Source organism: Eudoraea algarum (genome assembly GCF_050589645.1).
Classification (GTDB): domain Bacteria; phylum Bacteroidota; class Bacteroidia; order Flavobacteriales; family Flavobacteriaceae; genus JBNGOQ01.
In genome coordinates, this window is the sequence record NZ_JBNGOQ010000003.1 from 246,490 (window position 1) to 272,091 (window position 25,602).

Genomic DNA, 25,602 nt, shown 5'->3' on the forward strand with positions numbered 1-25,602 from the left:
AAAACCTATTCTGGCAACTCAAGGGCATTCTCAAAATCTTCCTGGGTTATTGATACCCTAAATGTGTTGTCTCCTAAGGACTCAAATGAATCGGGGCCACCAAATAAGTATTTATCTTTAAAACAGAGTTCTTGGTCTGATAGAAGTTTGTCAACACATATGTAACCTTTGTTATCAGAAAAGACAAGGCTAACGGAATCTATTCCCCTGGTATTGCTATCCAAGCACCCATGTAGTCCTGTAAAAACTTCCTGTTTATACTTGCACCTGTAACTTTCCGAAGCTTCTAAACGGACTTCCTGAAAGAACTCTCTAGTACCTAAGTTATTATAAAAGAGAGACATCGTCAAGGTTGAATCACTTCTGTTTTCGACAACTAAGGTGAAGTCAACCGGAAGATCTTCATTTTTATCTGTACAAGATGATAAGATTAATATAATGAATATCAGTACTAATTTTTTGTTCAATCGCATGTTTGTGAGTTTTGCAGTGCCCGATCCATATAGGCGAACAACTGGTTCAATTCTGCTGTTGTCACCCCCGGTGGGCGGTTGTTGTTCAACTTATTTCGCCAGGTACTTGGAGATCTACTATTGTCCAAAGCGGCCTGTATTTGTCTTAAGCTGTAGCCGCTTACATTATCAACCGGCCAACGAGTATTCCTTGTGTTTTGATTAAATCTATCAATTAAATCGATTACGATAGGGGTATATTCGTTCATATCTTTTACTTGCACTCTTTGTCTCCAGTCATTCCAGCCTATGTTGTTCAAATCATTAAAATAATTTGAATTGTATCTATCGTACCGAGCATTGGTAATGATGGTCTCCACACCCTCTGCCCAGCTCTCCATAAGCATGTTCCTTCTACAGCTTCTGGCCACAACGGAGAAAATACCGGGATCCAATTCCCTATGGCTCGCATGGGTAAGCTCATGGGTAGTGGTGGCGTAGATTCCGTCACTGCCCCTATACCTTCCACCACTTATCCGTGTTACCCTGATGTCTGAAGCAAATACATTTATGGCCGGACGGTGTTCCGAACGTACATCCCTGTTGTATTTGGCACTTATGGTGGTATACCGGGGCCTTCGCAGGCCATAGGTGGGTACATGTTGTGTATAATAATCAAGGGCGGCGTTCTGGACCAGGGAGTAAAGATGTGCCCTACCATAAGTAAAATGCTGGTTCCAGGACTTTCTTTTGTATTTCCGGGTGCCCCTGTGCCTTGCCGCTACAAAAATGGTGCCCTGCATTACCCTAAAATTGGCCGGACTATTAAAATACACGGCATACTTTACTCTTTTGGTCCTGGTGGAGCTTGTGCGAAAATACCCGGAACTGTTGGTCCTTGCCCTTTTAATGACTAAAAATCCCCATTTCCTTACCTTTATCTCCGCGCCCTTAACACCGACCCGTCTGTTCCCTATGGCATCCTCCGAAACCGTCACCCTGCCATTGGGGCTCCACCTCCTCGCAGATAGACTCCCTTCGCCATAATTGGAATAATCGATTGCAACATCTTCCAATGAAAGCCCTTTTTTCTTTAGCTGGTCAAACCCGATTTTTTCCCCTGAAGCCATAATATAGTCAAGGCTCCCAAGTTCTTCCTTGTCCAGATTGCCCGTTACCTTTAACACCTCGGTCTCCAGGATTTCAAAAAAAGGTTCCCCATATGCTTTAAGCACCCTGGATGTTTTGTCTTCAGGTAAGTACACTGGTATCTCATCTTCTTCTAAATCTGTTTTCTGTTCAGGAGGGAAGTAAAGTTCTTCTAGTTTTTCATGAACTATTTCCTTAGGAAATTCGTAATCAACTGGAAACACGGAATACTGATAGGAGTAGGGCGCTTCTAGAGGGAGAGAAGGGTCTCTAAATCCTTCACCTGCTTCTATTACTTCATAGTGAAGCGGAACATTGACGATGTCCAGGATACTGTCAGTAATAAGACGTAAGTACTCGGTCGTATCTCTTGGCAGAAAGCGATGATAATAATGGGAAGCTTCTATGTTAAATTTTTCTTTTGTCTTATTGAGGCTTACAATTTTCTTTAAACTGACGTTGTTTATCATGTTATTATATGCTTTTTGCATATTCTCTACGGTAAAGGGAATTTCCAATTTCTTTCCCAATTGGGTCATTCCTTCTAGTTTTGGGTGCTCTAAGATTTCCAGTTGTTCCGTTTTGAGTTCGATTGTTTCATCCTGCTTACAGGAATGGATAATGCCCAGCACCAATATTGCGACCACTACGGGCCGTAAATGTTTATAATATCTCATTATTTCTGGTCTTTACAGTTGTTTTATGGTTTAATACATGTTTGAGGGCGTCAAAAACGCTTTTGGGAGTGCTTACAAACAGGGCTTTTTTTAGTATCGGTCTAAAGCCTTGTTAAAAAGCTAGCATGTCCTTAGAGTATGGGCAAAGTGTTGGGAATCACTCCGCGACCTTTTATTAAATCCCATTAAGGTGCGGATAAAATGATTGGAAAGAAAAACCTATGTAATAAGTGGGCGTATGGGGGGATAGGTGGGAAGGTGTTTTACTTTTCTAATACTATTTGTTAAGTTTTAAGTGATAAAAACGAAATAGGATCAGGTGTAGGTTGGTTATGGTGGATTTGGGTCTTTTGACAGTAAGAAAATTCGACATAATTGTGTATCTTGCATTTCCCTAATTTCTTTCTCGAACGACCCAATAAATAGAAAAAGAAACTATTGAATGACCTTCCAAAACATTCTTGAAAAATACCGTAAATATTCATTTTCCGAACATGATAAAGGCGACCGTTTTGAACGATTGATGGCCGCATACTTACAAACCGACCCGAAATATTCAAATCTGTTTAAAGAGGTTTGGTTGTGGAATGACTTTCCTAGTCGAAACGATTTAGGTGGTAATGATACAGGTATCGATATTGTAGCATTAACAAAAGAGGGGGATTATTGGGCAATTCAATGCAAGTGCTACGCAGAAAATACAACCATAGACAAAAAAGCAGTTGATAGCTTTTTATCTACTTCAAGCAGACAGTTTAAAAACGAGCAGTTACAAACCGTTAGTTTTATGCATCGTTTGTGGATTGACACCACAGGTAAGCGTTGGAGCTCTAATGCTGAACAGGTTATTTTAAACCAGAATATTCCAGTTACACGTTTAGGATTGTTTGCCTTAGAAGAAGCACCTGTACAATGGCAGAAATTGGAGGATGGTATTACAGGAAAATCTGCATTGGTTAAAAAATATGATACAAGACCACATCAGCAAACTGCTTTAGAAAGCACACACGATTATTTTAAAGAAAAGGACAAAGGCAAACTCATCATGGCCTGTGGTACAGGTAAAACATTTACAGCTTTGCGTATTGCAGAGCATGAAACCAGCGGAAAAGGTTTAATTCTGTTTTTAGTGCCTTCAATAGCGTTAATTGGACAAACCTTAAACGAATGGACGGCTCAAGCCAGAAACCCTATTAATGCGATTTGTATTTGTTCACAACCAGATATCACTAAAAAGAAGAAGAAAGGGGAAGATGCCGATTTTTACAGTACAGTTGATTTAGCATTACCGGCATCTACAGATATCGATAATATCGTTAGACAATTTGCATATTTCAAACAACATGGGAACGATGGAATGACGGTCGTCTTTTCTACATATCAATCCATCGAAGTGATTGCAAAAGCTCAAAAGGGTTTGCAAAACAATATTGGTTATGAGTCCATATTCGACTTAATAATTTGTGATGAGGCGCATCGTACAACCGGTGTTACCTTAAGCGATGAAGATGAGTCTGCTTTTGTAAAAGTGCATGACAATGATTTTATTCAAGGCAAGAAGCGTCTATATATGACAGCTACGCCACGTCTTTATGATCCAAAAGCTAAAGATAAGGCGGCTCAAGAGGATGTGTATTTATGCTCCATGGATGACGAAGACATCTATGGTGAAGAAATTTATCGTATTGGTTTTGGAGAAGCTGTTGAAAAGAATCTATTAACCGATTATAAGGTTCTCATTCTTACCTTAAGCGACAAAGATGTTCCACCATCGGTTCAGAAAATGATTTCTGATGAAGAACAGGAAATCAATAGTGATGATGCTTCAAAACTCATTGGTTGCATCAACGCTTTGGCAAAACAAATGATGGGAGATGATGGCTCACTGCGAAAGGTGGACCCAAACCCAATGAAGCGCGCTGTGGCCTTTTGTTCTCGAATCAATCCAACAGCCTATTCAGATGCAACGGCTTCCACAACCATAGCCAATTATTTTAATACCGTTTCAAACGAGTATATAGAATCACTTCCAGAAGAAGAACAAAAAGTACGTATCAGCACGGAAGCCAAACATATTGACGGTACCATGTCTGCCACAGAGCGTGAGGAAAAATTATCTTGGCTTAAAGAGGAAAGCGAAGAAACTAGAATCCTAACCAATGTACGTTGTTTAAGCGAAGGTGTCGACGTACCTTCATTAGATGCTGTAATGTTCTTATCAGCGCGTAATTCCGAGGTGGATGTGGTACAATCTGTTGGTCGTGTGATGCGACGCTCTGAAGGTAAAAAATACGGCTATATCATTATTCCAGTATTGGTACCCTCTGATGTTGAAGCCGATAAAGCCTTGGATGACAACAAACGTTATGCTGTGGTCTGGACGGTTTTAAATGCCTTGCGTGCACACGATGATCGATTTAACGCAATTATCAACAAAATTGATCTTAATAAAAAACGTCCAGACCAAATACTCATTGGACGCCCGGATTATTCCTTTGATGAAAATGGCAATTGGGTCCATGAAAATGAAGGGGGCTACAAAACCGAAAAGCTCAATCAGCAATTTGCCTTACAGTTTGAGGCCTTACAAAATGTGCTGTACGCACGTTTGGTTAAAAAGGTTGGTGACAGACGTTATTGGGAACAATGGGCTCAAAACGTGGGCGAAATCGCTACTCGTTTAATTGAACGCTTTACCTATCTAATAGATGAAAAAACCGAACATCGCAAAGCCTTCGACTCATTCTTAAAAGGCTTGCAGTCTAATATCAATTCCAGTATTTCTGACAAGGAAGCAATAGAAATGTTGGCACAGCATATGATTACCAAACCTGTGTTTGAGGCTTTGTTTGAAGGATATTCCTTTGTGGATAACAATGCCATTTCCCAATCCATGCAAAAAATGGTAGCCCTATTGGAAGAGGGTGCTTTGGAAAAGGACACGAAGGTGTTAAATAAATTCTACGAATCGGTTCGTATGAGGGCTGCGGGTATTGATAATGCGGAAGGCAAACAGCGTATTATTATAGAATTATACGATAAGTTCTTTAAAACCGCCTTCCCAAAAATGGTGGAACAATTGGGCATTGTCTATACACCTATAGAGGTGGTTGATTTTATACTTCATTCAGTAAATGATGTCTTACAGCAAGAGTTTGGGCAAACGATTTCTGATAAAAACGTGCATGTCCTAGACCCGTTTACTGGAACAGGGACCTTTATCACGCGATTGATACAATCTGGACTCATTACAAAGAAAGATTTACCCCGTAAGTACGAACATGAATTGCATTGTAATGAGATTGTTTTGTTGGCCTATTATATAGCCGATGTCAATATTGAAAATGCTTACCATGATGTGATGGGCAACAAAGGCGACTATGTGCCTTTTGATGGTATTGTTTTGACTGACACCTTTCAATTAGGCGAGACCAGGGACAGTGTAATATTCTCAGAAATGTTCCCGAAAAATTCGGAACGTCTGGAGATTCAAAAAAAAGGACCTATACGTGTGATTGTAGGGAACCCACCTTATTCAGCAGGACAAAAATCCGCAAATGATAACGCACAAAACCAAAATTATGAAAAATTAGATGCCCGAATAGCTAAAACATATGTACTTGAATCTTCAGCCGGGTTAAACAAATCTGTTTATGATGCTTATATCAAGGCCTTTCGATGGAGCACAGATAGATTAGACGATGATGAAGGTGGTGTTATTGGTTTTGTAACGAATGGTGCTTGGTTGGATGGTAATTCTCAAGACGGCTTCAGAAAGATGTTGGAGAAAGAATTTGATAGTATCTATGTCTTTAATTTGAGAGGAAACCAACGTACCTCTGGTGAATTATCTCGTAAGGAAGGTGGCAAGATTTTTGGTTCTGGGTCACGAACACCTATTTCTATTTCACTATTGGTCAAAAATCCCAAAGGGAAAAAAGAGAAAGCCGTCATCAAATACCATGATATTGGGGATTATTTATCGCGTGAGGATAAATTAAAAATCATAAAGGGTTTTGGTTCCATTTCCAATCCCGACATGAAACTAAGGATTATTAGACCCAACGAACATGGTGATTGGATAAATCAACGAAACGATGCGTTTGATGAATTTCTACCGATTAATCCCAGTAAAAAGTACAACCTGAATTCACATTCCTATTTTGTCAATTATTCAAATGGAATTGCAACTGGACGTGATTATTTTTTATACAATTCTTCTTCAGAAGAATTAATTCGGAGTATAAATAAGATGATTGATTTTTATAACGATCAAGTCAAATCATTCAAAGAAGTTTTAAAAAATAATTCAGAAGCAAATGCCAAGGATTTTGTGGATTATGATTCTACTAAAATAAGTTGGACTGATACATTTTTAAGAGATTTAAGCAAAAATATTTATTACAAATTCGAAGAACATAAAATTGGTGATGGACTTTATCGCCCTTTTTTCAAACAAAAGATATGTTATCAGAAGAATTTAATACATAGAACCTACCAACAACTATCTATATTTCCAGAAATAACATCTGAAAACCTAGTAATTATAATTAGTGGTAAAGGTGCTAGTAAGGATTTTTCATCTTTGATTACAAATAAATTACCTAACTATCATACGCTTGATACTGACCAGTGTTTTCCACTTTATTATTACGAAGAACGTATTAAACAAACACCTGGTTTGTTTGATCAAGCAGGAGAAAGTGAGTATATACGCCATGACGGAGTCAGTGATTTTATTTTAGAACGTGCCCAAAAACAGTATGGTAAATCGGTTACCAAAGAAGACATCTTTTATTATGTATATGGCATTTTACATAGTCCGGACTATAGAGAAACATTTGCCAACGACCTTAAAAAAATGTTGCCTCGTTTACCATTAGTAGATGAGCAAAGAGACTTCTGGAAATTTAGCAAAGCAGGGCGTGCCTTGGCAGATTTGCATATCAACTATGAGTCGGTTGAGTCCTATCGAGATGTTGAGGTGACTATGCCAGACGAAATTCACCAAATGTCACCTGACAAGTTTTACTATGTCAACAAAATGCGATTTCCTAAAAAAGGACAAAACGATACAATTATTTACAATGGTTGCATCACCATAAAAAACATACCAGAAAAAGCTTATGAGTATGTCGTAAATGGCAAATCGGCCATTGAGTGGATTATGGAACGCTACCAAGTAAAAACAGATAAAAAATCAGGTATTACCAACGACCCTAACGATTGGAGCAAAGAACACGAAAATCCAAGCTACATTTTCGATTTGTTGTTGAGCATTATAAATGTAAGTATGCAGACTGTCGATATTGTTGAAGGATTACCAAAGTTAAAATTCGAATAAAATGGAGGCAAAGGATTATAATAAAATAGCCAGATTATTTCAATTCTTAAATTATACAAATCGATTTTTTGATTATCGGTATGAGGCTTTTGAAGGCCCTTATAAAGCATATCAAGTTTCAGATGCAGAAATGCCTCATGACACTCAGTTAGTTATTGAGAAACTAGAAAGATTAAAAGCTATTGATTTTTACGATAAAGAGTATTTATTAAAAAGAACTCCCGATTTAAGATACTACGAACGTTCATTGATAAAACAATCCGAAAGTGAAATAGGATTTCATTATGAGCTTTCAGTTTTACTTTTTTACTATCTACTGAACCAACTCAAGGACGCTGGAATTGAGTTGTTAAAAATAATTGAAACTAACAGATTAAAAATTGAGTTTGGTCCAGATGTCCAGATCGAAAATGGTTTGGTTACATATAGAAACTACATACACGAAAAAGTCTTCAATTTTTTAAAAGGACAAATTCTTAATTATGATCTATTGCAATACCATTTGATGAAATTGTCGGATTCGATTCACTATGACAATTATACTATTTCATTTGATATTAAAAAGATTAAAAAGATACTTTCCAGCCTTGAGGGATTTGATTTCGAAGGGATTAACCTAATTGATTGAAAGTACAAATAACCATATACGCTTGATGACGTATACTGATGAACAAAATAGAATATTTGAATTTGTAGCAAAAGGAGAAGGCCACGGCATAATTGATGCGGTCGCAGGTGCGGGCAAGACAACAACCATCATTGAGGCGGCTAAATACACCAATCACCCCAACAGTCTTTTATTCTGTGCTTTTAATAGAAGCATTGCAGGTGAAATTAATAATAGGTTTGTAGAAAAAAGACTTTTTCAAGTAACAACGAGTACTATTCATTCATTAGGATTGCAAATTCTAAAAACCAATCTGTCCTCAGAAAAAGAAATCAAGTTAAAGGAAAATAAATATCAAGAACTGATTAATAATTCAGGCATTCGGAAAGAACTATTGCCAAGGTTTAAAGAAATTTTGAAAATCAATAACCTAAATTATGATGAGTATGCCGAAAAACAGAATCATGAAGTAAACAATCTGATTTGGAAAATTAGAAGAAGATTACTTGAAATAAATCAAAAGTATAGGCTGACTTTGTGTAAAGATAACTTCACAGATTTAAGAAACATGGTTTTCCACTATGGTATATTTAGTGAGATTGAAGAAGCAAAAAGAAATATTGATACAGAATTGGAACTATATTTTGACGCACACCAATATTTGCTAACACAAGCAAACAAATTTTCTGAGAATCATTATATCATTGATTATGCAGATATGTTATATCTACCTTATAAATGGAAATTACAGTCACCCAAAAAATTTGGATTTCTATTTATAGATGAATGCCAAGATTTATCAAGATCACAGCTTGTGGTGGCCCTGAAATATGCAAGTAAGGGCAGTAGAATTTTATCAGTAGGTGATCCAATTCAATCCATTTATGGGTTTTCAGGAGCAGATATTGAATCCTTTAATAATATAGAAAAAATAACTAATGCAAAAAGACTTCCTTTAACAACTTGTTTTCGTTGTCCTAAATTGGTAATAAATCTTGCCCAAGAATTTAGAAGTGATATTCAAGGCAACAAAGGATATGATGGGAAAGTGGAAGAAATTCTAATAAAAGATGTTGTAAAGTCGACCGAAGAGAATGATTTAATAGTCTCAAGGACGAAAGATCCTATATTGTTATTGGTTTTCAGATTTATTGAGTTTGAAAAAAAAGTTAGGATTCACCCTGATATAGCAAAAGACTTAATTAGGAGGCTAAGAGGATTATTTCAAAAAGAATTAATCACTCGAAGAATTGAATCCTTTCCTGGAGGATTTAATGGATTGAAAAAAGAAGCGCTTGATAGGCAAGGATGGATAATTAGAAAGGAAGCAAAACGAATAATAGACAATCAATTAAGAGAAATTCATATAAAGGAAGAACTGTCAGTACTCGAAAGTAAATTAGAGTTTCTTCATAAACGCTATGAAATCTGGAAAAAAGAATGCTCAAGCTTGGAGGACATTTTTAAGAAAATAAATGAATATATCAGTGAAAAGGAAAATCCAATAACTCTTTCAACTATCCATACTGCAAAAGGCCTAGAAGCAAATAGAGTGTTTATACTTGATTTTGAAAAGCTGCCTTTAAAACGTCCTGAACAAAAAGAATGGGAGAAAATACAGGAGAATAATTTAAAATATGTAGCCATTACAAGAGCTAAAGAAGAGCTGTTTCTGGTTAGCTCCGAAAAAATACAAGAACAAAAAGACGAAGGCTCATTGTTTGATGACCTTTTTGATTTATAACTATAAAATGATCCAACACACCGCCAATAAATCTTTATCTGAGTTATTCAGTGCAGATAATAAAATAGGTTACCATATTCCAAAATATATGAGAGAATATGTGCGGAATAAATAGGATTGTGAGTGGCGAGTAGTTTGCCATCCCTTGTTTTTAACTTCGGTCATCGCAACCTTAGCTCATCAAATAAGCCTAAATGAATTGATTGATAAGGAAAAAAGGTTAGTTTGCCATGCCAGTTAAAGAGTATTCGAGAATTTTTGAATAACTTAAAATAGAAGTAATGAAGGATATAATTAGACCAAAAAAGGTCATACTTACTAATAACCCCAAAATAAATGAAAAGATGATTCAAGAAATCATTGCAGAAGATCCTTCAATAATAGGTTTGGGCGACTTGGTCTTAAAGGATAAAGAACGTATTCAACCTAAAGCAGGCAGATTGGACCTTCTTATGCAAGACCCTGACACCAACCGCAGATATGAAATCGAATTGCAATTAGGTAAAACCGATGAAACACATATTATTAGAACCATTGAATATTGGGATATTGAAAAGAGGCGCTATCCTCAATATGATCATTGTGCTGTTATCGTAGCGGAAGACATTACAAGTCGATTTTTAAATGTTATTGGGCTTTTTAATGGGTTTATTCCATTAATCGCCATACAAATGAATGCATTTGAAATAGAGGGTAAGATTGGTCTTTTGTTTACCAAAGTTCTAGATGAACTTCCATTAGGTTTAGTAGATGAAGACGAAGAAATTCAAGAAGTAACAGATAGAAATTACTGGCTAAAACGGGGAACGTCCGAAACGGTAAAAATGGCTGATAGAATGCTTGAAATTGTCAACTCATTTACTACAGGGTACGAGTTGAAACATAATAAGTTTTATATTGGTCTAGCAAAAGATGGACAGGCCAATAACTTTGCCATTTTCAGACCTAAGAAAAACTATATGAACCTAGAGATAAAACACCCTAAAAATGATGAGTGGGACAAGATAATAGAAGATAAAGAATTGGACGATATGGGCTATGATACCAAATGGGGCAATTACCGAATAAGACTTAGTAAAGGTGAAATCAAACAAAAAAATGAAACATTAAAAGAGTTGTTGGTTCAAGCTGAAAAATACCGAAATGGGTAATAGTTATCTAGTTTTCCAAAAATTCATAAGCAATTAAGTTTTATGCTAATTGATTTTATTTTCACCTTCATAAGTTTCTAACAGTTTAGCTTTAGGAATATTCATATTCTCACTAGCCTTCTTATTCACACTCTTGGCATAGTGCTCCTTAGCCCTCAGATTCTTATACTCCAGCATTCTCTCGCCTCTTTAATCTGCTGCGTATTTTTGAGTGTCGTGGAGCCGGAGACGGCCGAGCGTTAAGAAAATGTCCGGTGGACATTTTTAGCCCGACATTGTGAGGGCAATGGGCGGGATATCTGGCGCACTGGCTTCGATTCGTCTGAACTAAACTGTCAAAGGGGATTTACTATAGCTACTTGAATTCCTTAATCATCATAGCTTATCCGATCTCGTATTCCCCCATTGGCCCGGTGAATAATGACATCGGCTTTGTATTTTCTGGCTACGCTTTTGGCCTTGCGTATGGCCGTGCTCTGTTTTCGGTGTTTGCTCGTTATACGCTTGTTGCCTTCGCGACGTACGGCCCAACCTTCTTCATAGGGGACCACATGTTGGTGCCAGGTTCGGCCTCGTTGGCTCTTTTGCGAACTGTTAAAAAAGACTTCCAGGAGCTCTATGAGGGTTCGTAACCAAGATTTACCTTTAGCCATATGCTAATTTTTAAACTTCTTTGGTTTGCTTTTTATTTTCCATCCCGCCAACTTCGCTTTCAATACAGCCATATCATTCGCTACCTTTTTATTAATGATTTGATATAGTGCTTGGTGGTCCGTAAATTTTTTATGTCCTAACATCTTGCCAATAGTCGTAATGGGAACGCCATTAGAGAGCGTTACTGTTGTTGCAAAAGTATGCCGGCCAAGTTGGTAATCAGATTCCTTCTAATGCAATGACGATTGGTAATTTTTGAAAATAGTCCCTATTAGAAAATATTCTTTTAATCCCCTTTTCTGCCGATAAAAAACCAAAATACAAATATTTGAAATAAAAAAAACAAGGTATGGTTTGCCCAAAACCGATCGAGCGTCAAGAAAATACCCGCCGGACGTTTTTAGCCCGACATTGCGAAGCGCAATGGGCGAGATGAAGCGCGGGAGAGCAGGCACGGTGGGCCCGGGCTTACCCATTAACCAAAAAATATGTGACAGCTACGGTTTTCGACTGACCTATGATCGGGAAGGCGATAGAGATAAATTTTCTTTGTTCTTTAAGGGTTGATGTTTTGTATTGTTTGTCCAACTTGCACAAATTCGATCAGTCCCAGAAAACGGCCAAATGAAGAAACCGAACCAGAACTAAATGGAATTCCTAATAAAGGTTGGTTTTTCAAAACTGGCCCAAAAGGGTTTAAACCTTATAGTCGTTTGTTCGGACTTCTGATTCAAATAAATTAAACTTATTGAGACCCTACTATGACTATGGAATTCATGTGCACTAGGTCGAATTCTTAGATGCACTATCAGCGACAAAAGTGGAGGCCGGTACTTGTCCCCTTTTTCCTGTTGCCCTTCCTCCACCAATCTCTGTAAACTGCTCTTTTATTTTTCTTCGGTTGGCCAACAATATCCAATCGGTCAATTTTGGAAAATGGTGTGTCATAATATCGGTCAAAATACCGAGATTCGTCAATATGGTCCTATCCGTTCTTTTTTCGATCATCCGTAAAACCCTTTTAGCCACGGATTGAGGTTTTGCCAATCTAACATTATCCCTTCGGGGTAAGTAGATTTTGGTGCCGTCTTCATCCAAAATTATTTTTTTTGGGTCATTTTCCGTAAATCCCACATAAACCAGACCAACATGGATCCCATAATCATAAAGCTCTATCCGTAGCGCTTCGGCCAAAGCAGCCTGGGCCATTTTAGATGCGGTATACGCTGAGTTATAAGGCATACCCCGTAATCCACCAACGCTATTTATAAAAATGATATGTCCTTTGGTCTTTTTAAGTTGGGGTACGGTGTATTTGGACATATAGGCTGCCCCGGAGTAATTGGTTTCGATCAAGCTTCTGATGTTTGAAATTGCCATTTTTTCGACAGTTCCCCGGCTGCTTTCTCCCGCATTGTTGATCAGGAGATCGATTTTGTCATAAGCTTTAAGTGTTTTCTCGACCAGGTATTCACAATGATTTGGGCGACTTATATCCGCTGGGACTGCCGTAACCTCATAGCCTTTCTTTAAGAATTCCGCCTCGGTATCGAAGAGTTGCTCCCTGTCCCGTCCGTTCAGGACTACTTTTGCCCCGTTTTGGGCCAATTCCATCGCAATTGCCTTTCCTATGCCCATGCTTGAACCGGTTACTATGGCTACTTTTTCCTTCATTTCATTTTTTTTGGCATTCGATATTCAATAATCTATTTACGTTCCCCCCCCTTGGAACCGACACCTCGTTGGAACGATTTTTAACGTTACCATTTCACAACAATTTTTCCCATCGATTTACGGGATTCTAAAAATCGATGTGCCTCCACTAATCGGTCAATGGAATATTCTGCATCCACATGTGGCCGTAAGATGCCCTCCTGTTGCAATTGGATGACCTCTTGCATTATCTTCGAAATCTTCTCCGGTTTTTCCTCGGCTATCTTGAGCATGTTCATCCCAATAATACCCTTCGAACTGCTCAAGAATTGTACGGGATGGTAAACACCGAACTGCCATAGATCTTTCAGCCTGCCAAAAATGGTTTTCTTACTGTTAAGGGAGGAAACCCCATAACTGACCAACCGACCTCCTGCACCCAACAAACGATACCCCTGTTTGAGCGATTTTCCGCCAATGGGATTAAAAACCACATCAAGCCCTCTGGTGCCAACCAATGCTCGTATAGTTTCGGAAAAATCCTTTTCCCTATGGTTGATAGGGTGTTGCACGCCAATTCCCCTGAGATATTCCACTTTTTTTTGCGAACTGCAGGTACCGAATACGGTACAGTTTTTATGTAAAGCCAATTGTGCCAAGGCTATACCTACGCCTCCCGCCGCAGCGTGGATCAAGACCTTTTCGTTCTCCTGAATATTGGTCAGCCTGTTGGCCAAATAATGGGCCGCACATGATTGGGTGGCCAAGGCAACGGCAACGCCCGGAGCGATGGATTTCGATATTTTACCGGCAACTCCCTGTTCAGCAACGGCATATTCCGCATAACCGCCAAAAAGCGTAAGTGCGGCAACCCTGTCACCAACGTTAAGGTTTTTGACATTTGCCCCACATTTTTCAATAGTGCCAACCACATCATAACCTAACAGGGCCGGTAGGGGCGGTGCTCCTCGATATTTGCCATAACGGGCTGCAATGTCGGCGAAATTGAGACCGAAGGCTTGTACTTTTATCAAGATTTGATTGGACTTTGGCACAGGTCTTTCAACCTCCCTAATCTGAAAAGCGGTTGTCGCAGGACCATATTTCACAAGGTAGGCTGCCTTCATCGATAGATTTTTATCTGGATAAGGTAGGGCATGAAAGGATAGAGGATAATGATAAAGGTCAGTTACTCCAATTAATTAAATTAACCACCAACTGATTTCCAAGATAGAAAAGGCAACCGTTATTATGATTTTGGAGTCGGCATCGCCTCATATTTTTTGAATGGCATAAGTCGCTTATGTCATTTACTTAGGGGCATGTGTACGTTTTCAAACCCCTGGACAAAAGAACATTTTAATCTTTTATCGTTTTTTCAACCAGTTCCATAAAACGGCCGGTTAATAGAACTAAATGAAGTAAAAAGAAAAGTCTTAAGAAACCTTGGTATTATGGGATAGTAAAAAAGGCTAAATCGAACTTACCAACTGGCATAAGCGAGTTTTTTTTTGAATGCGTTTACGCCAAATTATAGCTATTGTTGTACCTAGTTGTTCTGATTAATATATCTAAACAAGTTGAATCCAAAATCGTATACTTCATGGGCATTGTTGAATTGAATCATGCCCCATTTTTTATTTTTGTCGAATAGGAAAAGACAGTTGAACCCATCATTATTGCCTTCGTGCCCATAGACTACATGATTGTCAATATTGTACTTGGCGAACCCTAAAGTCCAGGCAATAGCGCCCTCTTCCGAAAGTAGGGTGGGCGCCTCGGCCACCGTAATTTGATCTGTAAAAAGTAAGTCATAACTTTCTTCGGAAAGTCCCTTGTTTTCCAAAAGGGCTATTACCCATTTTGAGAAATCAATTGCGTCTGTGTGGATGGCAGAGGCCGCATTAAACTCCCTGGCCGTCCAATGGTTTAACGGCAATTTAATTCCTTCCTTATGTGGGGCGGCTTTATGGGCCAAATTATATTCGTCCTGTACGAACTTAGTGTACTTCATGCCCAAGGGCACTGCAACTTTCTTCTGGTAAAATTCTTCTAGACCCTTGTAGTCCGTATCCAGTATCGATTCCAAAGCCTTTACTAGGTATTGATAACCTTCACCTGAATAACTAAAATCCGTTCCTGGTTCGAAGCCAATATAGAGATTACCATCTCCCCGCCAATTGGGGAACCCGGTAGTATGTGAAAGCACCATTCTTGCAGTTACTTGATCATAGCGTTCGTCAAAATTATAATTGGCGTGATGAGCTGGATCAAGATAGGCTGCCAATGGTGTGTCCAAGTCCAATTTTCCCTCCTCAACTAAAAACATGGTCATATAAGCAAATAGGGCTTTAGACGTAGAGGCTCCTTCGAATAGAGTTAAATCCGTAACCGGTTTCAAGGAATTATTATCGGTATGGCCAATAACATTGTGATAGGCTATACGCCCATTGTTGATTATTGCAAACGAAAGTCCAGGGATTTTCATCAAGTCCATTTGTTGCCGAATAAAGGAATCTATGGAATCGGCCCGGACTTCTCTATCGTTTAGGTTGAGAACAACTTTATAATCTTCGGGGCTATTGTTTTTTGTTGATTTATCCTTGCAGGAAGATAATATGGCCAATGAGGTGAGCAGTAAACAAAGGGTTTTCGTTTTCATAGAGATGGTGTTATTATCATAAAGAGAAAACCTAGTATGAAATGTTACAGTTGTTTAAGAATCGTATTGAACTTGGCCCCTGGCACCGATTGAAAGGAATAATGATAGAAAACTGTAAATCCCAAAAAATGTTCGTTTTATGGAAATTTTAATATTTTATCCTAGTTAAGAGTAACAACGTGGGTTGGACTATCGTTTGCAAGCCTGTTTGCAGGCAGGTAGGTATAAAACCAACGGGTAATTCCGTGAAGACTTTCTGAGTAAGGAGAACAGGCAATTGCCTATGGCCATCCTAAGTTAGTGTTCTAATTCTTTACGAAATTCGATATGTAAACAGATAATTCCTTTGGATTCGTCATCCACATTTCGTGCCCGGCCCCCAATAAGTGGTGATGGGTCGCTTGGGGTTTGATTTCGATTAATTTAGAGTTTGTGCAAGTCAACATCGGCATTGTTTTCTCAGAAGTCAAAATCATTATCGGCATATCCAAAGCTTTTAAATCTTCAGGGGAGGGAGAATCAAACCCGGAAGGAGAATTCACTAGGGCTTCCATTTCCCTAAGATTTGCTTTTAGCATACTTAATACCTCTGGCGGAATTTGATTTTGTATATCGGCACCAGCAAAAAATTCAAATAGCTCTTTCATTATCAAAGTAGTGTCCTTAGTAACAAAGGCATCTTTTGTTTCGTTTATGAGTTTCTCCTGAACGGTTTCATACCATGACCCACAATTGGGTATATCATTTAGCCAATTGACCAAAGCAGGTTCGGAAAGTGTTAAACTTTTGAGCATTTCGGGATTATTTACGGCGAATTCCAAAGCTATTGATCCACCATAGCTATGTCCTACAAGGTGTACTGGTTTATCAAGCATTGAAATTAAAGCCTTCAGATCATCAGCCTCTGTTTTAACACCATACTCCCCTTTGATTTCATTGTTATTTGGAAAATTATAACGCCTACTATAGGTAACCACTTGAAATTCATTGCTAAGTAATTCAACTTGAGGTATGAATACCTTGTAGTCTTCTTGACCACCATGAATAAAAACGACTATCTCTCCCTGACCTGCCGTAAAATAGTTAATGGATCCATTTGGTATGGTCAACTTGTTTAATGATTGTCCGTTGGCCCCTTGAAAGAATAGGTATAGGACAGCAACTATTATTAGTTTCATATGCTTCGTTTTTTTATTATACTCGCCAACTTAGGAATATGGTCACTGGTCATATATCCAATATACGAACAATACATATATAACCATAAACAAAAGTGGTCGTCCCATCAAACGGCCATTTTATGTGGCCGATTTCAAAATTTGTTTATTTCTTTCTGTGAGAGTCCTTTTTTGCGGTCTCTTTTAATAGTTTCGGTAATTCATCTTTAATGGGACACTTTTCTTGAGGTCAAAGCCTAGGGTCATCCAAGCATTGGTTAAAGAAATGCGATGGGACTAGAACCCAGGGTGGAAATGGCCCGTTTTTAGGGATTTTGAAAGGGTGGGGTAATTGCGCTCACCACTTTGTCCACCGAATCTGCCAGAGGCGGAGAAGGTGGGGATAGGTAACTTTTGATAAAAACCCCTGCTATTTTAGAAACTACGCGGAAACCTTATTGGTAAGCAACATAACAATCTTGGTTACAGCATTTCAATCACTTTCCGGATTGATTCTGTCAATAGTTTAGTGCCGATACTATCTGAGCGTAACCTGTATGACTCCAAAATTGAGGCGGTGTTTCCATTTTGGTTTTTCTTAGACATGATCTTAGCCTTAACCATAGCCATCAAACATTTCGTCTCAAACGAAATATAATTGTTTCTTGGGTGCTCTATGATTTGAATTTGTTCCATTGCCATATCATCTTCATTTTTTTGAGAATAGAATTCAGCCAAGTAGGCCCTTCCCAACATCTCATAAAATACTTCGCTGGTTTCAAGAAAGGCAATGGCTTGCTTCAAGATGGAAATTGCCTTTTCTTTTTCGCCAGTCATCCATAAAAATTTGGAATAATAGATATCAAAAACATATTTATCTCTATCCTCTTTTTCTTGGCTAATCTCCAACCCACCCGTATATAAAGGTGTGGCTTCCTTAATTTTTTCCTGGGTCAAATAGGTTTCCCCTAAATTGGTATAAGCCTCTATAATCGCGTGGCGATCCTTATCCTGGTCAGCTTGGTTTACAGAGAGTTTCCCATACTGTTCAGACTTCTCGAAATTAGCCATTAAGCGGTGCTGCCAGGTGAGATTCATTAAGGTATACCATCTTCCATTATTGTTTTCGGTCTTTGCATAATATTCATTGGCAAATTCTGAATACTTTAAGGCCTCTTCCAAAGGAATAGTTCCGGCCACTGTTCCGTCATAACCATAGTTGTTATAAACCAAGGCTTTGGCAGCATCATCGTTAAGTTGATTTACCACAAAAAGTTGTCTTTTTTGGTGCACCATGGCCTTTCTAAAATCAGCTTCTAAATCAAAATAGGACCAACTGAGCATATTGTTGATTTTATATTCTACCTCGTAATAGGTTTTTTCTTTACATAGGGCACTTGCCCGTTCACCATGGATCACAGCGTCTTTGAAATTTCCGGAAAATGCAGATCCCCGCGTGATGAGATATAGCGACTCCACCATTCCTAGGGTATCTTGAGTCTGTTCGTTTAGCTCGAGTGCTTTTTTAGCTGTAACAATACCCAACCTAAAGTCCTTTTGTTCCAAGGCATTTTTTGCCTCTGTCCTTAAGGCATTTGCTTGCTCATTTTTTTCAGAATCGAGGTTTGCACAGGAGAAGCATAATAGCAGGAATACGAAATTATACTGGATTTTCATTGGGGGTTTATTAGAATTTTCTTTTAAAAAGATTGGTAATGACATAGGATCCGGGACCAGTAATGAACAAAACAACAAACACTATTAAATAGTGAAAAGCCCGCTCCTTAACATCAAATGGGTCATTGCCATGGAATACAAAAACTGCTACCAGGAATCCAATTATCAGAGGAATTAAAGTGATGCGCGTAAACAAACCGAGGGCAACCAACATGGCACAGAAGAACTCTGCGAACCCCATTAATCCCATTGTAATTCGACTTCCTAATCCCAGGGGATCCGGATATTCCGTAACACCAGCAAAAAAACCTTTTACCGTAGGCCAGCCATGAACAATAGCAAGCATTACCCCAAATCCAATTCGCAGTAGTCCAATACCTGTGTTTGGATAATTTCTTTTGAAAAATTCAGTGATTTTCATTTTGTAGCGGATATGATAATTATGAGATAGGTACAATTTCCTGATTTATTCTTTATGAAGTAGGAAATTGCCTTTCTGATTCCTTCTAATTTTCAAATCAGAAGAAAGAAACCAATTTTATTTCTTTACTAGGTTTTTTTGAATTGGGCCGGAGTAACTCCTTTTAGGTTTTTAAAGGCCCGATAAAATGCGGAAATGGAATTGTATCCGCTCTCGTAAGCAATACCCTCAATAGAAAGATTCTCATAGGTATTAGATTCAATTAGCGAACTGGCATGTTTAATCCGATAATAATTTAAAAGCTCCGGAAAACTTTGCTTGAAATACGCATTTACGGACTGAGAAACCACATATTCGGGCTTAGATAAACGTTCGCTGATGGTTTTAACAGTAAGCTTTGAATCTGTGTATATTCTCTCCTGGGTCAATAAATGTTCGATCTGGTTACCCACCTGTAAAACTTCTTGAGATGCTTTCTCTGTATAAATTCTTCGAGGCTCCGTGAATAACCTGGTTTTCTTCCCTGCCCAAAGGCTAAGGCCGTAAATTGTAATAGAAGCAACAATTGTGACAGATAAGTAAGTGATAAATGATTCAATAAGCAATTGTGCGAAGAATGTTGTCCAGATCAAAAAAATGGCTGCTAACAACAAGGAAAGCCATTTGCGTTCAGTTCTGCCATAATTTCTGAAAGCACGCATAACAAAATCTGCTGAACGCGTAATGTAGAGAAACATGTGGGCCACTGATATGCAATAGGCAACGAACATCTGCTGTTCATTAAAAAAGGGAATCAAGACAATTAAGATCAGTGCCGGTACGTAATGCCAAAGGTGTAATCTTGTTGCTTTATATTCAACATTTTTAAAGGATTTAATATAAAACCACAAGGATGGGCCTATAGTCATAAGTCCAACCAGACCAACAGCAGGAATAATATCCGGACTTTCGGGGATAAGAATAACAAGAACGGATTTCAGTATCCTAACCGCCAGTGCGGTGAGCAACAGGGCCAGAAAAAAACTACTGGGCCTCTTTTTAACGGAAGCCCAAAGATGACCGGCCAAAAATAGACTATGACCTAGAGCCAACGCACTAAAAATTGCCATAATAGCCGATGAATTCATACAAACTTGTTCTCTGGGTTCATTCAAATTTAGTATTTATCCTGATAAGTCTTAGTATCCTTTTATTTTAGAAACCGTGATACGAGCACCTGCCCCGTTAATCATTTCTTAAAACTTCTACCAATTTGCAAATTGGGAAATAAATCAGGGAAGAGCCATTTAAATTTGAGTAAAACAGCCTTAAACATGAAACAAATTGTATTGCTTATACTCTGTTGTATTTCTTTTATCAACATATCCGGGCAGCAGGTAAATCGGGATCGACTAAGTGAGCTGATCGCAATCTGTAAAAAGGGTCATTCGGATGGCATGATCATCTACCAGGATGGAGAGCTCATTACTGAATCTTATTTCGGAAAGGAACCTAAAAGAATTGATATTAAATCTGTCACAAAGTCAATTACCAACTTGGCTGTAGGCTATTTGGTAACTCAGGGCAAACTAAATATCGATCAAAAAGTTCATGAATTTTATCCGGAATGGAAGCAGGAAAATAAGATGGAAATCAGTATTAAGCACCTGCTTACCCATACTTCGGGCACATTGGACTCAGATTTTGCCCTGGTAGAGTCGGCCCCGGATATTGTGAAATTAGCGCTTTCCTCGGACCAGACACATCCTGTTGGGAAATATTATGTCTATAACAACAAAGCCGTTAATTTGTTGGTTGGCATCATAGAAAAGTCCGGAGGGAAAAAATTAGACGAATTGGTGAAGAAGGAGATTTTCATGCCACTAGGTATCACAGACTTTATATGGCCAAAAGACCATGCCGGCAATCCATATGCCATGGCCTTTTTACAAATGTATCCGAAAGACCTGGCGAGGATTGGTCGATTTGTATTGAATAAAGGAAAATGGGAGGGTAAACAAATTATCGACCCGAAATGGTTTGATATTTCAATGGAACCAGGGGCCGGTTTTATGCCGGAATATGGATTGCTATGGGAATTGTTGACGAAAAATTTTCGCCTGGTGGTCGATGAAGAACAGATTCAAAAAATGATCGATGCCGGAGTTGAGAAGGAATTTATTGAAAAAGCTAAAACGATAAAAGGTGTCTACCGGGGATATGGAGAATATTATGGCAAAATCCGCGAGGTATTTGGAAAAGATTTCAGCAAAGAATTTCTGCATAAAATAGTGCCTTTTGGCCTTACCGTTGGCAAAAAAGAAACAGATGGTATTGAGGGATATGCAGGTATAGGTTATTTGGGACAATACCTGGTCATATATCCGAAATATAAGGTAGTTGCGGTCAGAGGCATCAACCACTATGCAGGCTACAATTGGGAAACCGATGAGATCAGCGACTTTCCCCAAATGGTGCTGAAACTTATTGAGGATTGATCTAAACATAGTTGTCACCTAATGAAATCCCTAACTATTTCTTTTAATCCTAGCTACCCTATTTTAATATACCTTCTTGTTTCCCCTTTTGTTCATACTTCCTCTCAAGAATATACCTATACGATAAAGCGCACTGATGAAGAGATCACTATTGACGGCCATCTCAGTGAAAAAGTCTGGGATAGGGCACAAATAGCTATGGATTTTACGCAACGCTCGCCAAAGGATAATATACCTTCGGATGACAAAACTATAGTCAGGTTAGCGGCCGATGCACGCTTTTTATACCTCGGTGCCGTTTGTCATCTGAACGAGGGAGAAAGATTTCAGGCAAATACCCTTTATAGGGATTTTGAGGTGCTACAAAACGATGCTTTTATGTTTTTAATTGACACCTATGCAAAAGGCCTTAATGGTTACAGCTTTGAAGTCTCACCCTTCGGAAGCCGAGGAGAAAGGCTGATTAGTAATGGAGGTGTAGACGAAAATGATTCGGATTATAATTGGGAAAATAAATGGTTTTCCAGCGTTAGACGACTTGATAATTCCTGGATAATAGAAATGGCAATTCCTTTGAAAACACTACGGTTTGCACATGAGGTTAATCTATGGAAGATCAACTTTATACGGAATAACCGCTCGGCTAACAGAAGCTCAAGTTGGGTGCCCATTCCCGTGAACATCGATATTGCCAACCTAAGTTATACCGGTAACCTGCAATGGGAACAAGTACCTGAAAGTAGCAAGTTTAAGTATTCCATAATTCCGAGCATCACCACAACACTAACCAAAGATTACACTGTACCGGATAAAAGTGCGGAAAAGGAAATAACACCCAGTCTTGATCTTAAGTTAGGTTTGGGGAGCGACCTTAATTTAGACATCACCGGGAATCCTGATTTTTCGCAAATTGAGGTAGACAGACAACAATTAAATATTGGGCGATTTGAGCTTTTCTTTCCTGAGAAAAGGCAATTTTTCCTGGAAAACAGCGATTTGTTTGCGAATTTTGGCAACGACAACATCCGACCTTTTTTTTCGCGGAGAATCGGAATAGCGAGCAATCTAGGTGGAAATTTTGAGGCTGTTCCTATTATTGGAGGACTTCGACTGTCGGGAAAGGTTGGCAATAAGTCCAGATTGGGGGTTATGGACGTTCTGACGGATGAAATATCCTTTGTTAATGAAGCGCTGGGATCTACCTCAGTAATAAAAGGTAAAAACCATTTTGTTGCGACCTATCAGTATCAACTATTCGAGCGATCTACCGCTTCTGTACTTTTAATTGATAATCGAGAAGTGAGCAGTGATTCTGATATGCGGAATAGCCAATTGGTTGGAGGGCAGCTGGAATGGATATCAAAAGGAAATTCCTGGAGTGGCAGCGGATTTTACTTTCATGATTTTAAGCATAGTTCAAGTGATTTGTCCTATGGTCTTTCTTTAAGGCACAGCACACAACATTTTGGAATGTTTTCATCCTTCACCCATGTAGGCAAAGCCTTTAATCCCGAGACTGGCTTTATTCCAAGAAACGACGTTAACCGCATTGGATGGGCACCCTTTTACATTTTCAGACCAGAAAATCCAAAAATTAATAACATCGATGTCTTTTTTGATACCGATCATACCTTGTCCAATAGCTTTAAATTTTTAGATTCGAGGATCTTAACAGGAACATTTCTTGGTTTGTCCAATACCTCCAGCTTTCTCCTGGCAATAAACAGCAACTACACCTTCTTGTTGAATGATTTTGATCCGAGTTTTAGCAAATCAGAACCGTTGTTAAAAGGAACAGAATATTTCTATCCTTCGCTTAGAATCAGATACCGAAGTGATCAAAAAAAGTTTCTATCCGGATCTCTGGAGCTGGAATACGGAAAATACTTTAATGGTAAGAAAATGACGCTTACAAGTACGGCCAATTTAAGGTGGCAGCCCTATTTAGAGGTTGAAGTCGACCTGATTTATAATGACATAGACTTGAAGAATCCAAATGGCGATAACCAAATTATTTTAATCCGGCCCCAGGCGAGAATTTCATTCAACAGGAATTTATTTCTGACCTACATTGCTCAATACAATTCACTCCAGAAAAATATTGGCAGCAATCTTCGCCTTCAGTGGCGGTTTAGACCAGTTTCTGATTTGTTTTTGGTGTATACGGATAACTACACTGAAGATTTTGTAATACAACAAAGAGGTTTTTCACTAAAGCTGATTTATTGGTTATGAAATAAAAACCCAACCCTGGTAATTGTACTTTTTTTATTTGATTACGAACGGGGGAGACTAGAACCTAACTCTGATATCGCCTGTATATAAGGGTTTCAGGAAGGTGTTTTTTTGTGCTCACCGACAAGGTGACTTTTTATTTGGCGTACTTTAAGTAAAACTAAATAAAATGAAAATCCTACAATCAAGATTACAGGGGTCGTACTTAATCGTGGAACCGGAGACGGCCTAGCGTTAAGAAAATGTCCGGTGGACATTTTTAGGCGAGGAGCGAGCTGGCGCGGTGGCCTTCTTTTTCGTTTGAGGAAAGAATGGATTTCTTCTTTTGGCAATGGCTTCAACACAAACTCAAATCAATCGCTTGTTCCGAAAGGCTATCCCGGACCCGCTTTTCAGATAGCGCTCATAATCATAGGCTTTTTGTTTGTTTTCAAAACAGGTAAGATGAACCAAGCGTACGGGTAATTTGTCTTTGGTGAATTTCACCTCACCCTTCCTATGGGCCCGCAAGCGATTTTTAAGGTTGGCGCTATAGCCGGTGTAATATTGCCCGTTGGCGCATTTTAGAATGTAAACGGCATAGGGTAGTTCCATAAAATGATGTCATCATGCTCCGTAGCTTTAGCGAATGGGCATAGGTTAATCAAAATTTAAATGGGAGTACTCCTTCACTGCTCGTAAACTCGCAGTTTCGGAGTATGTATTAAAGGGAGTTTGTTGTTGTCTAAATTAGTGAATGCTGGAATAATTACTATTACATTAAAGCTTTGAATAACAAACAACAGGGAGAAAGGATCCGTATCCACCGGAGCCCGACGAAATGTAATCGAAAGCTTCCTGGGTTACGGAATATGAATAAGCCCTCCTTCGCTGCTCATAAATTCGCAGCTTCGGAGGGCGGAGGTGGAGCCGGAGGGATTCGAACCCTCGTCCAAACAAGCAATTGCAAAGCTTTCTACATGCGTAGTCTTCGTTCAATTTTCGATGCACAACCGACCGAAAACCGCCTATTGTACACTTAGCTCCTTAGATTTTGGTGATGGTACCGAAGCCATACCACCCTTGTGTTGACTTTTATAGTGCCTCTTTATGGATCGCCGTCAACAAGGGCTATCCAGAGACATCTCGCTTCCCTACCTGGTAGGGACGAGGCCAATCCTACTATAATTCGGATTAAGCGGCAAGAGCGTAGTTATTATCGCCAATTAAAAGTGTGAAATATGAGATTAACGAGCTGTATCCCAGCGCTCGGCATGCTTACTCCCCAATTGGTCTCGCTGTCAAAACCAGTCGGCCCCAATGAACTGGATAGGCGCACATATCACACGCGAATCCGTTCTATTTCAATGAACTCACTTCTTTTTCTTAGGGCGTTGCCCCGACCCTCGCTGCGCTCCGCCGGTGCCGGGCTATCCGCTGTATTCCTCCGTCGCTAACGCTATGGAGGAGATGCCGCTGCTATCCCTAACGCACACTTGTGCCCCGAAGCCTTGGCGAAGGGGCACCTTTACCTTTTATGTCTTTTCAGCCCCTTTGCGCCCC

The 25,602-nt window shown here is 39.0% G+C and carries 17 protein-coding genes and 1 other RNA gene; 6 read left to right on the forward strand and 12 right to left on the reverse strand.

Translation table 11 applies throughout. From position 1 onward, the window contains the following. Nucleotides 1-5 precede the first annotated feature (5 nt). Both ACRD67_RS11825 and ACRD67_RS11830 read right to left on the reverse strand, forming a co-directional pair. A complete protein-coding gene (locus tag ACRD67_RS11825; protein WP_430967359.1) occupies nt 6-473 on the reverse strand; it encodes a hypothetical protein in 468 nt (155 codons plus the stop codon). Further along, nucleotides 464-2,278, reverse strand: a complete 1,815-nt coding sequence (locus ACRD67_RS11830) for a hypothetical protein (protein ID WP_430967360.1) — start codon at nt 2,276-2,278, stop codon at nt 464-466. The genes ACRD67_RS11825 and ACRD67_RS11830 overlap by 10 nt, the downstream gene beginning before the upstream one ends. Before the next feature lie 442 nt (nt 2,279-2,720). Here ACRD67_RS11830 and ACRD67_RS11835 point away from each other — a divergent pair, with 442 nt between their 5' ends. The 4 genes from ACRD67_RS11835 (at nt 2,721) to ACRD67_RS11850 (ending at nt 11,124) form a co-directional block, all read left to right on the forward strand. Continuing rightward, the gene (locus tag ACRD67_RS11835; RefSeq protein ID WP_430967361.1) at nt 2,721-7,622 is read left to right on the forward strand and encodes a DEAD/DEAH box helicase; all 4,902 of its coding nucleotides are present in this window, start codon (nt 2,721-2,723) and stop codon (nt 7,620-7,622) included. A gap of 1 nt (nt 7,623) precedes the next feature. Then, nucleotides 7,624-8,250, forward strand: a complete 627-nt coding sequence (locus ACRD67_RS11840; RefSeq protein WP_430967362.1) for a hypothetical protein — start codon at nt 7,624-7,626, stop codon at nt 8,248-8,250. 25 nt (nt 8,251-8,275) lie between these two features. Then, nucleotides 8,276-9,973, forward strand: coding sequence for a UvrD-helicase domain-containing protein (locus ACRD67_RS11845; protein WP_430967363.1), 1,698 nt, complete (start codon nt 8,276-8,278; stop codon nt 9,971-9,973). Between the two features lie 281 nt (nt 9,974-10,254). Further along, nucleotides 10,255-11,124: a hypothetical protein gene (locus ACRD67_RS11850; RefSeq protein WP_430967364.1), complete on the forward strand. Its 870-nt coding sequence runs from the start codon at nt 10,255-10,257 to the stop codon at nt 11,122-11,124. Nucleotides 11,125-11,492: 368 nt separating this feature from the next. On the opposite strand, the gene ACRD67_RS11855 is transcribed toward ACRD67_RS11850, so the two are convergent. From ACRD67_RS11855 to ACRD67_RS11890, 8 genes are all read right to left on the reverse strand, one after another. Further along, nucleotides 11,493-11,777 (reverse strand): DUF2188 domain-containing protein, encoded by a 285-nt coding sequence (locus ACRD67_RS11855; protein ID WP_430967365.1) that lies wholly within the window; start codon nt 11,775-11,777, stop codon nt 11,493-11,495. 784 nt (nt 11,778-12,561) lie between these two features. Further along, the gene (locus ACRD67_RS11860; RefSeq protein WP_430967366.1) at nt 12,562-13,452 is read right to left on the reverse strand and encodes an SDR family oxidoreductase; all 891 of its coding nucleotides are present in this window, start codon (nt 13,450-13,452) and stop codon (nt 12,562-12,564) included. Nucleotides 13,453-13,538: 86 nt separating this feature from the next. Further along, entirely contained in the window at nt 13,539-14,465 is a 927-nt protein-coding gene (locus ACRD67_RS11865; RefSeq protein ID WP_430967367.1) for a zinc-binding dehydrogenase, read from the reverse strand. Nucleotides 14,466-14,980: 515 nt separating this feature from the next. Then, a complete protein-coding gene (locus tag ACRD67_RS11870) occupies nt 14,981-16,093 on the reverse strand; it encodes a serine hydrolase domain-containing protein (protein ID WP_430967368.1) in 1,113 nt (370 codons plus the stop codon). Between the two features lie 305 nt (nt 16,094-16,398). After that, nucleotides 16,399-17,271 (reverse strand): alpha/beta fold hydrolase, encoded by an 873-nt coding sequence (locus ACRD67_RS11875; protein ID WP_430967369.1) that lies wholly within the window; start codon nt 17,269-17,271, stop codon nt 16,399-16,401. A 462-nt stretch (nt 17,272-17,733) separates the two neighbouring features. Beyond that, the gene (locus ACRD67_RS11880) at nt 17,734-18,927 is read right to left on the reverse strand and encodes a tetratricopeptide repeat protein (RefSeq protein ID WP_430967370.1); all 1,194 of its coding nucleotides are present in this window, start codon (nt 18,925-18,927) and stop codon (nt 17,734-17,736) included. Nucleotides 18,928-18,937: 10 nt separating this feature from the next. Beyond that, complete coding sequence (locus ACRD67_RS11885) at nt 18,938-19,348, reverse strand: DoxX family protein (RefSeq protein WP_430967371.1); 411 nt, start codon at nt 19,346-19,348, stop codon at nt 18,938-18,940. A 128-nt stretch (nt 19,349-19,476) separates the two neighbouring features. Then, on the reverse strand, nt 19,477-20,502 hold the full coding sequence (locus ACRD67_RS11890) for a helix-turn-helix domain-containing protein (RefSeq protein ID WP_430967372.1): 1,026 nt from the start codon (nt 20,500-20,502) through the stop codon (nt 19,477-19,479). A gap of 159 nt (nt 20,503-20,661) precedes the next feature. Here ACRD67_RS11890 and ACRD67_RS11895 point away from each other — a divergent pair, with 159 nt between their 5' ends. Next, nucleotides 20,662-21,825 carry a serine hydrolase domain-containing protein gene (locus ACRD67_RS11895; RefSeq protein ID WP_430967373.1) on the forward strand — a complete coding sequence of 388 codons (1,164 nt, stop codon included), beginning with the start codon at nt 20,662-20,664 and terminating at the stop codon, nt 21,823-21,825. A gap of 21 nt (nt 21,826-21,846) precedes the next feature. Next, nucleotides 21,847-24,060 carry a carbohydrate binding family 9 domain-containing protein gene (locus ACRD67_RS11900; protein ID WP_430967374.1) on the forward strand — a complete coding sequence of 738 codons (2,214 nt, stop codon included), beginning with the start codon at nt 21,847-21,849 and terminating at the stop codon, nt 24,058-24,060. 348 nt (nt 24,061-24,408) lie between these two features. On the opposite strand, the gene ACRD67_RS11905 is transcribed toward ACRD67_RS11900, so the two are convergent. Together ACRD67_RS11905 and ssrA are read right to left on the reverse strand one after the other, a co-directional pair. Continuing rightward, nucleotides 24,409-24,654: a GIY-YIG nuclease family protein gene (locus tag ACRD67_RS11905; RefSeq protein WP_430967375.1), complete on the reverse strand. Its 246-nt coding sequence runs from the start codon at nt 24,652-24,654 to the stop codon at nt 24,409-24,411. Nucleotides 24,655-24,961: 307 nt separating this feature from the next. Next, nucleotides 24,962-25,358: a transfer-messenger RNA gene (ssrA, locus tag ACRD67_RS11910) on the reverse strand. Nucleotides 25,359-25,602: the final 244 nt, after the last annotated feature.

Bases quoted from the DNA above. Each gene is read 5' to 3' on its own strand.
- ACRD67_RS11825 (WP_430967359.1), bottom strand. From the start codon at position 473: ATGCGATTGAACAAAAAATTAGTACTGATATTCATTATATTAATCTTA.
- ACRD67_RS11860 (WP_430967366.1), bottom strand. From the start codon at position 13,452: ATGAAGGAAAAAGTAGCCATAGTAACCGGTTCAAGCATGGGCATAGGA.
- ACRD67_RS11845 (WP_430967363.1), top strand. From the start codon at position 8,276: ATGACGTATACTGATGAACAAAATAGAATATTTGAATTTGTAGCAAAA.
- ACRD67_RS11900 (WP_430967374.1), top strand. From the start codon at position 21,847: ATGAAATCCCTAACTATTTCTTTTAATCCTAGCTACCCTATTTTAATA.
- ACRD67_RS11850 (WP_430967364.1), top strand. From the start codon at position 10,255: ATGAAGGATATAATTAGACCAAAAAAGGTCATACTTACTAATAACCCC.
- ACRD67_RS11855 (WP_430967365.1), bottom strand. From the start codon at position 11,777: ATGGCTAAAGGTAAATCTTGGTTACGAACCCTCATAGAGCTCCTGGAA.
- ACRD67_RS11905 (WP_430967375.1), bottom strand. From the start codon at position 24,654: ATGGAACTACCCTATGCCGTTTACATTCTAAAATGCGCCAACGGGCAA.
- ACRD67_RS11870 (WP_430967368.1), bottom strand. From the start codon at position 16,093: ATGAAAACGAAAACCCTTTGTTTACTGCTCACCTCATTGGCCATATTA.
- ACRD67_RS11840 (WP_430967362.1), top strand. From the start codon at position 7,624: ATGGAGGCAAAGGATTATAATAAAATAGCCAGATTATTTCAATTCTTA.
- ACRD67_RS11895 (WP_430967373.1), top strand. From the start codon at position 20,662: ATGAAACAAATTGTATTGCTTATACTCTGTTGTATTTCTTTTATCAAC.
- ACRD67_RS11880 (WP_430967370.1), bottom strand. From the start codon at position 18,927: ATGAAAATCCAGTATAATTTCGTATTCCTGCTATTATGCTTCTCCTGT.
- ACRD67_RS11835 (WP_430967361.1), top strand. From the start codon at position 2,721: ATGACCTTCCAAAACATTCTTGAAAAATACCGTAAATATTCATTTTCC.
- ACRD67_RS11830 (WP_430967360.1), bottom strand. From the start codon at position 2,278: ATGAGATATTATAAACATTTACGGCCCGTAGTGGTCGCAATATTGGTG.
- ACRD67_RS11885 (WP_430967371.1), bottom strand. From the start codon at position 19,348: ATGAAAATCACTGAATTTTTCAAAAGAAATTATCCAAACACAGGTATT.
- ACRD67_RS11875 (WP_430967369.1), bottom strand. From the start codon at position 17,271: ATGAAACTAATAATAGTTGCTGTCCTATACCTATTCTTTCAAGGGGCC.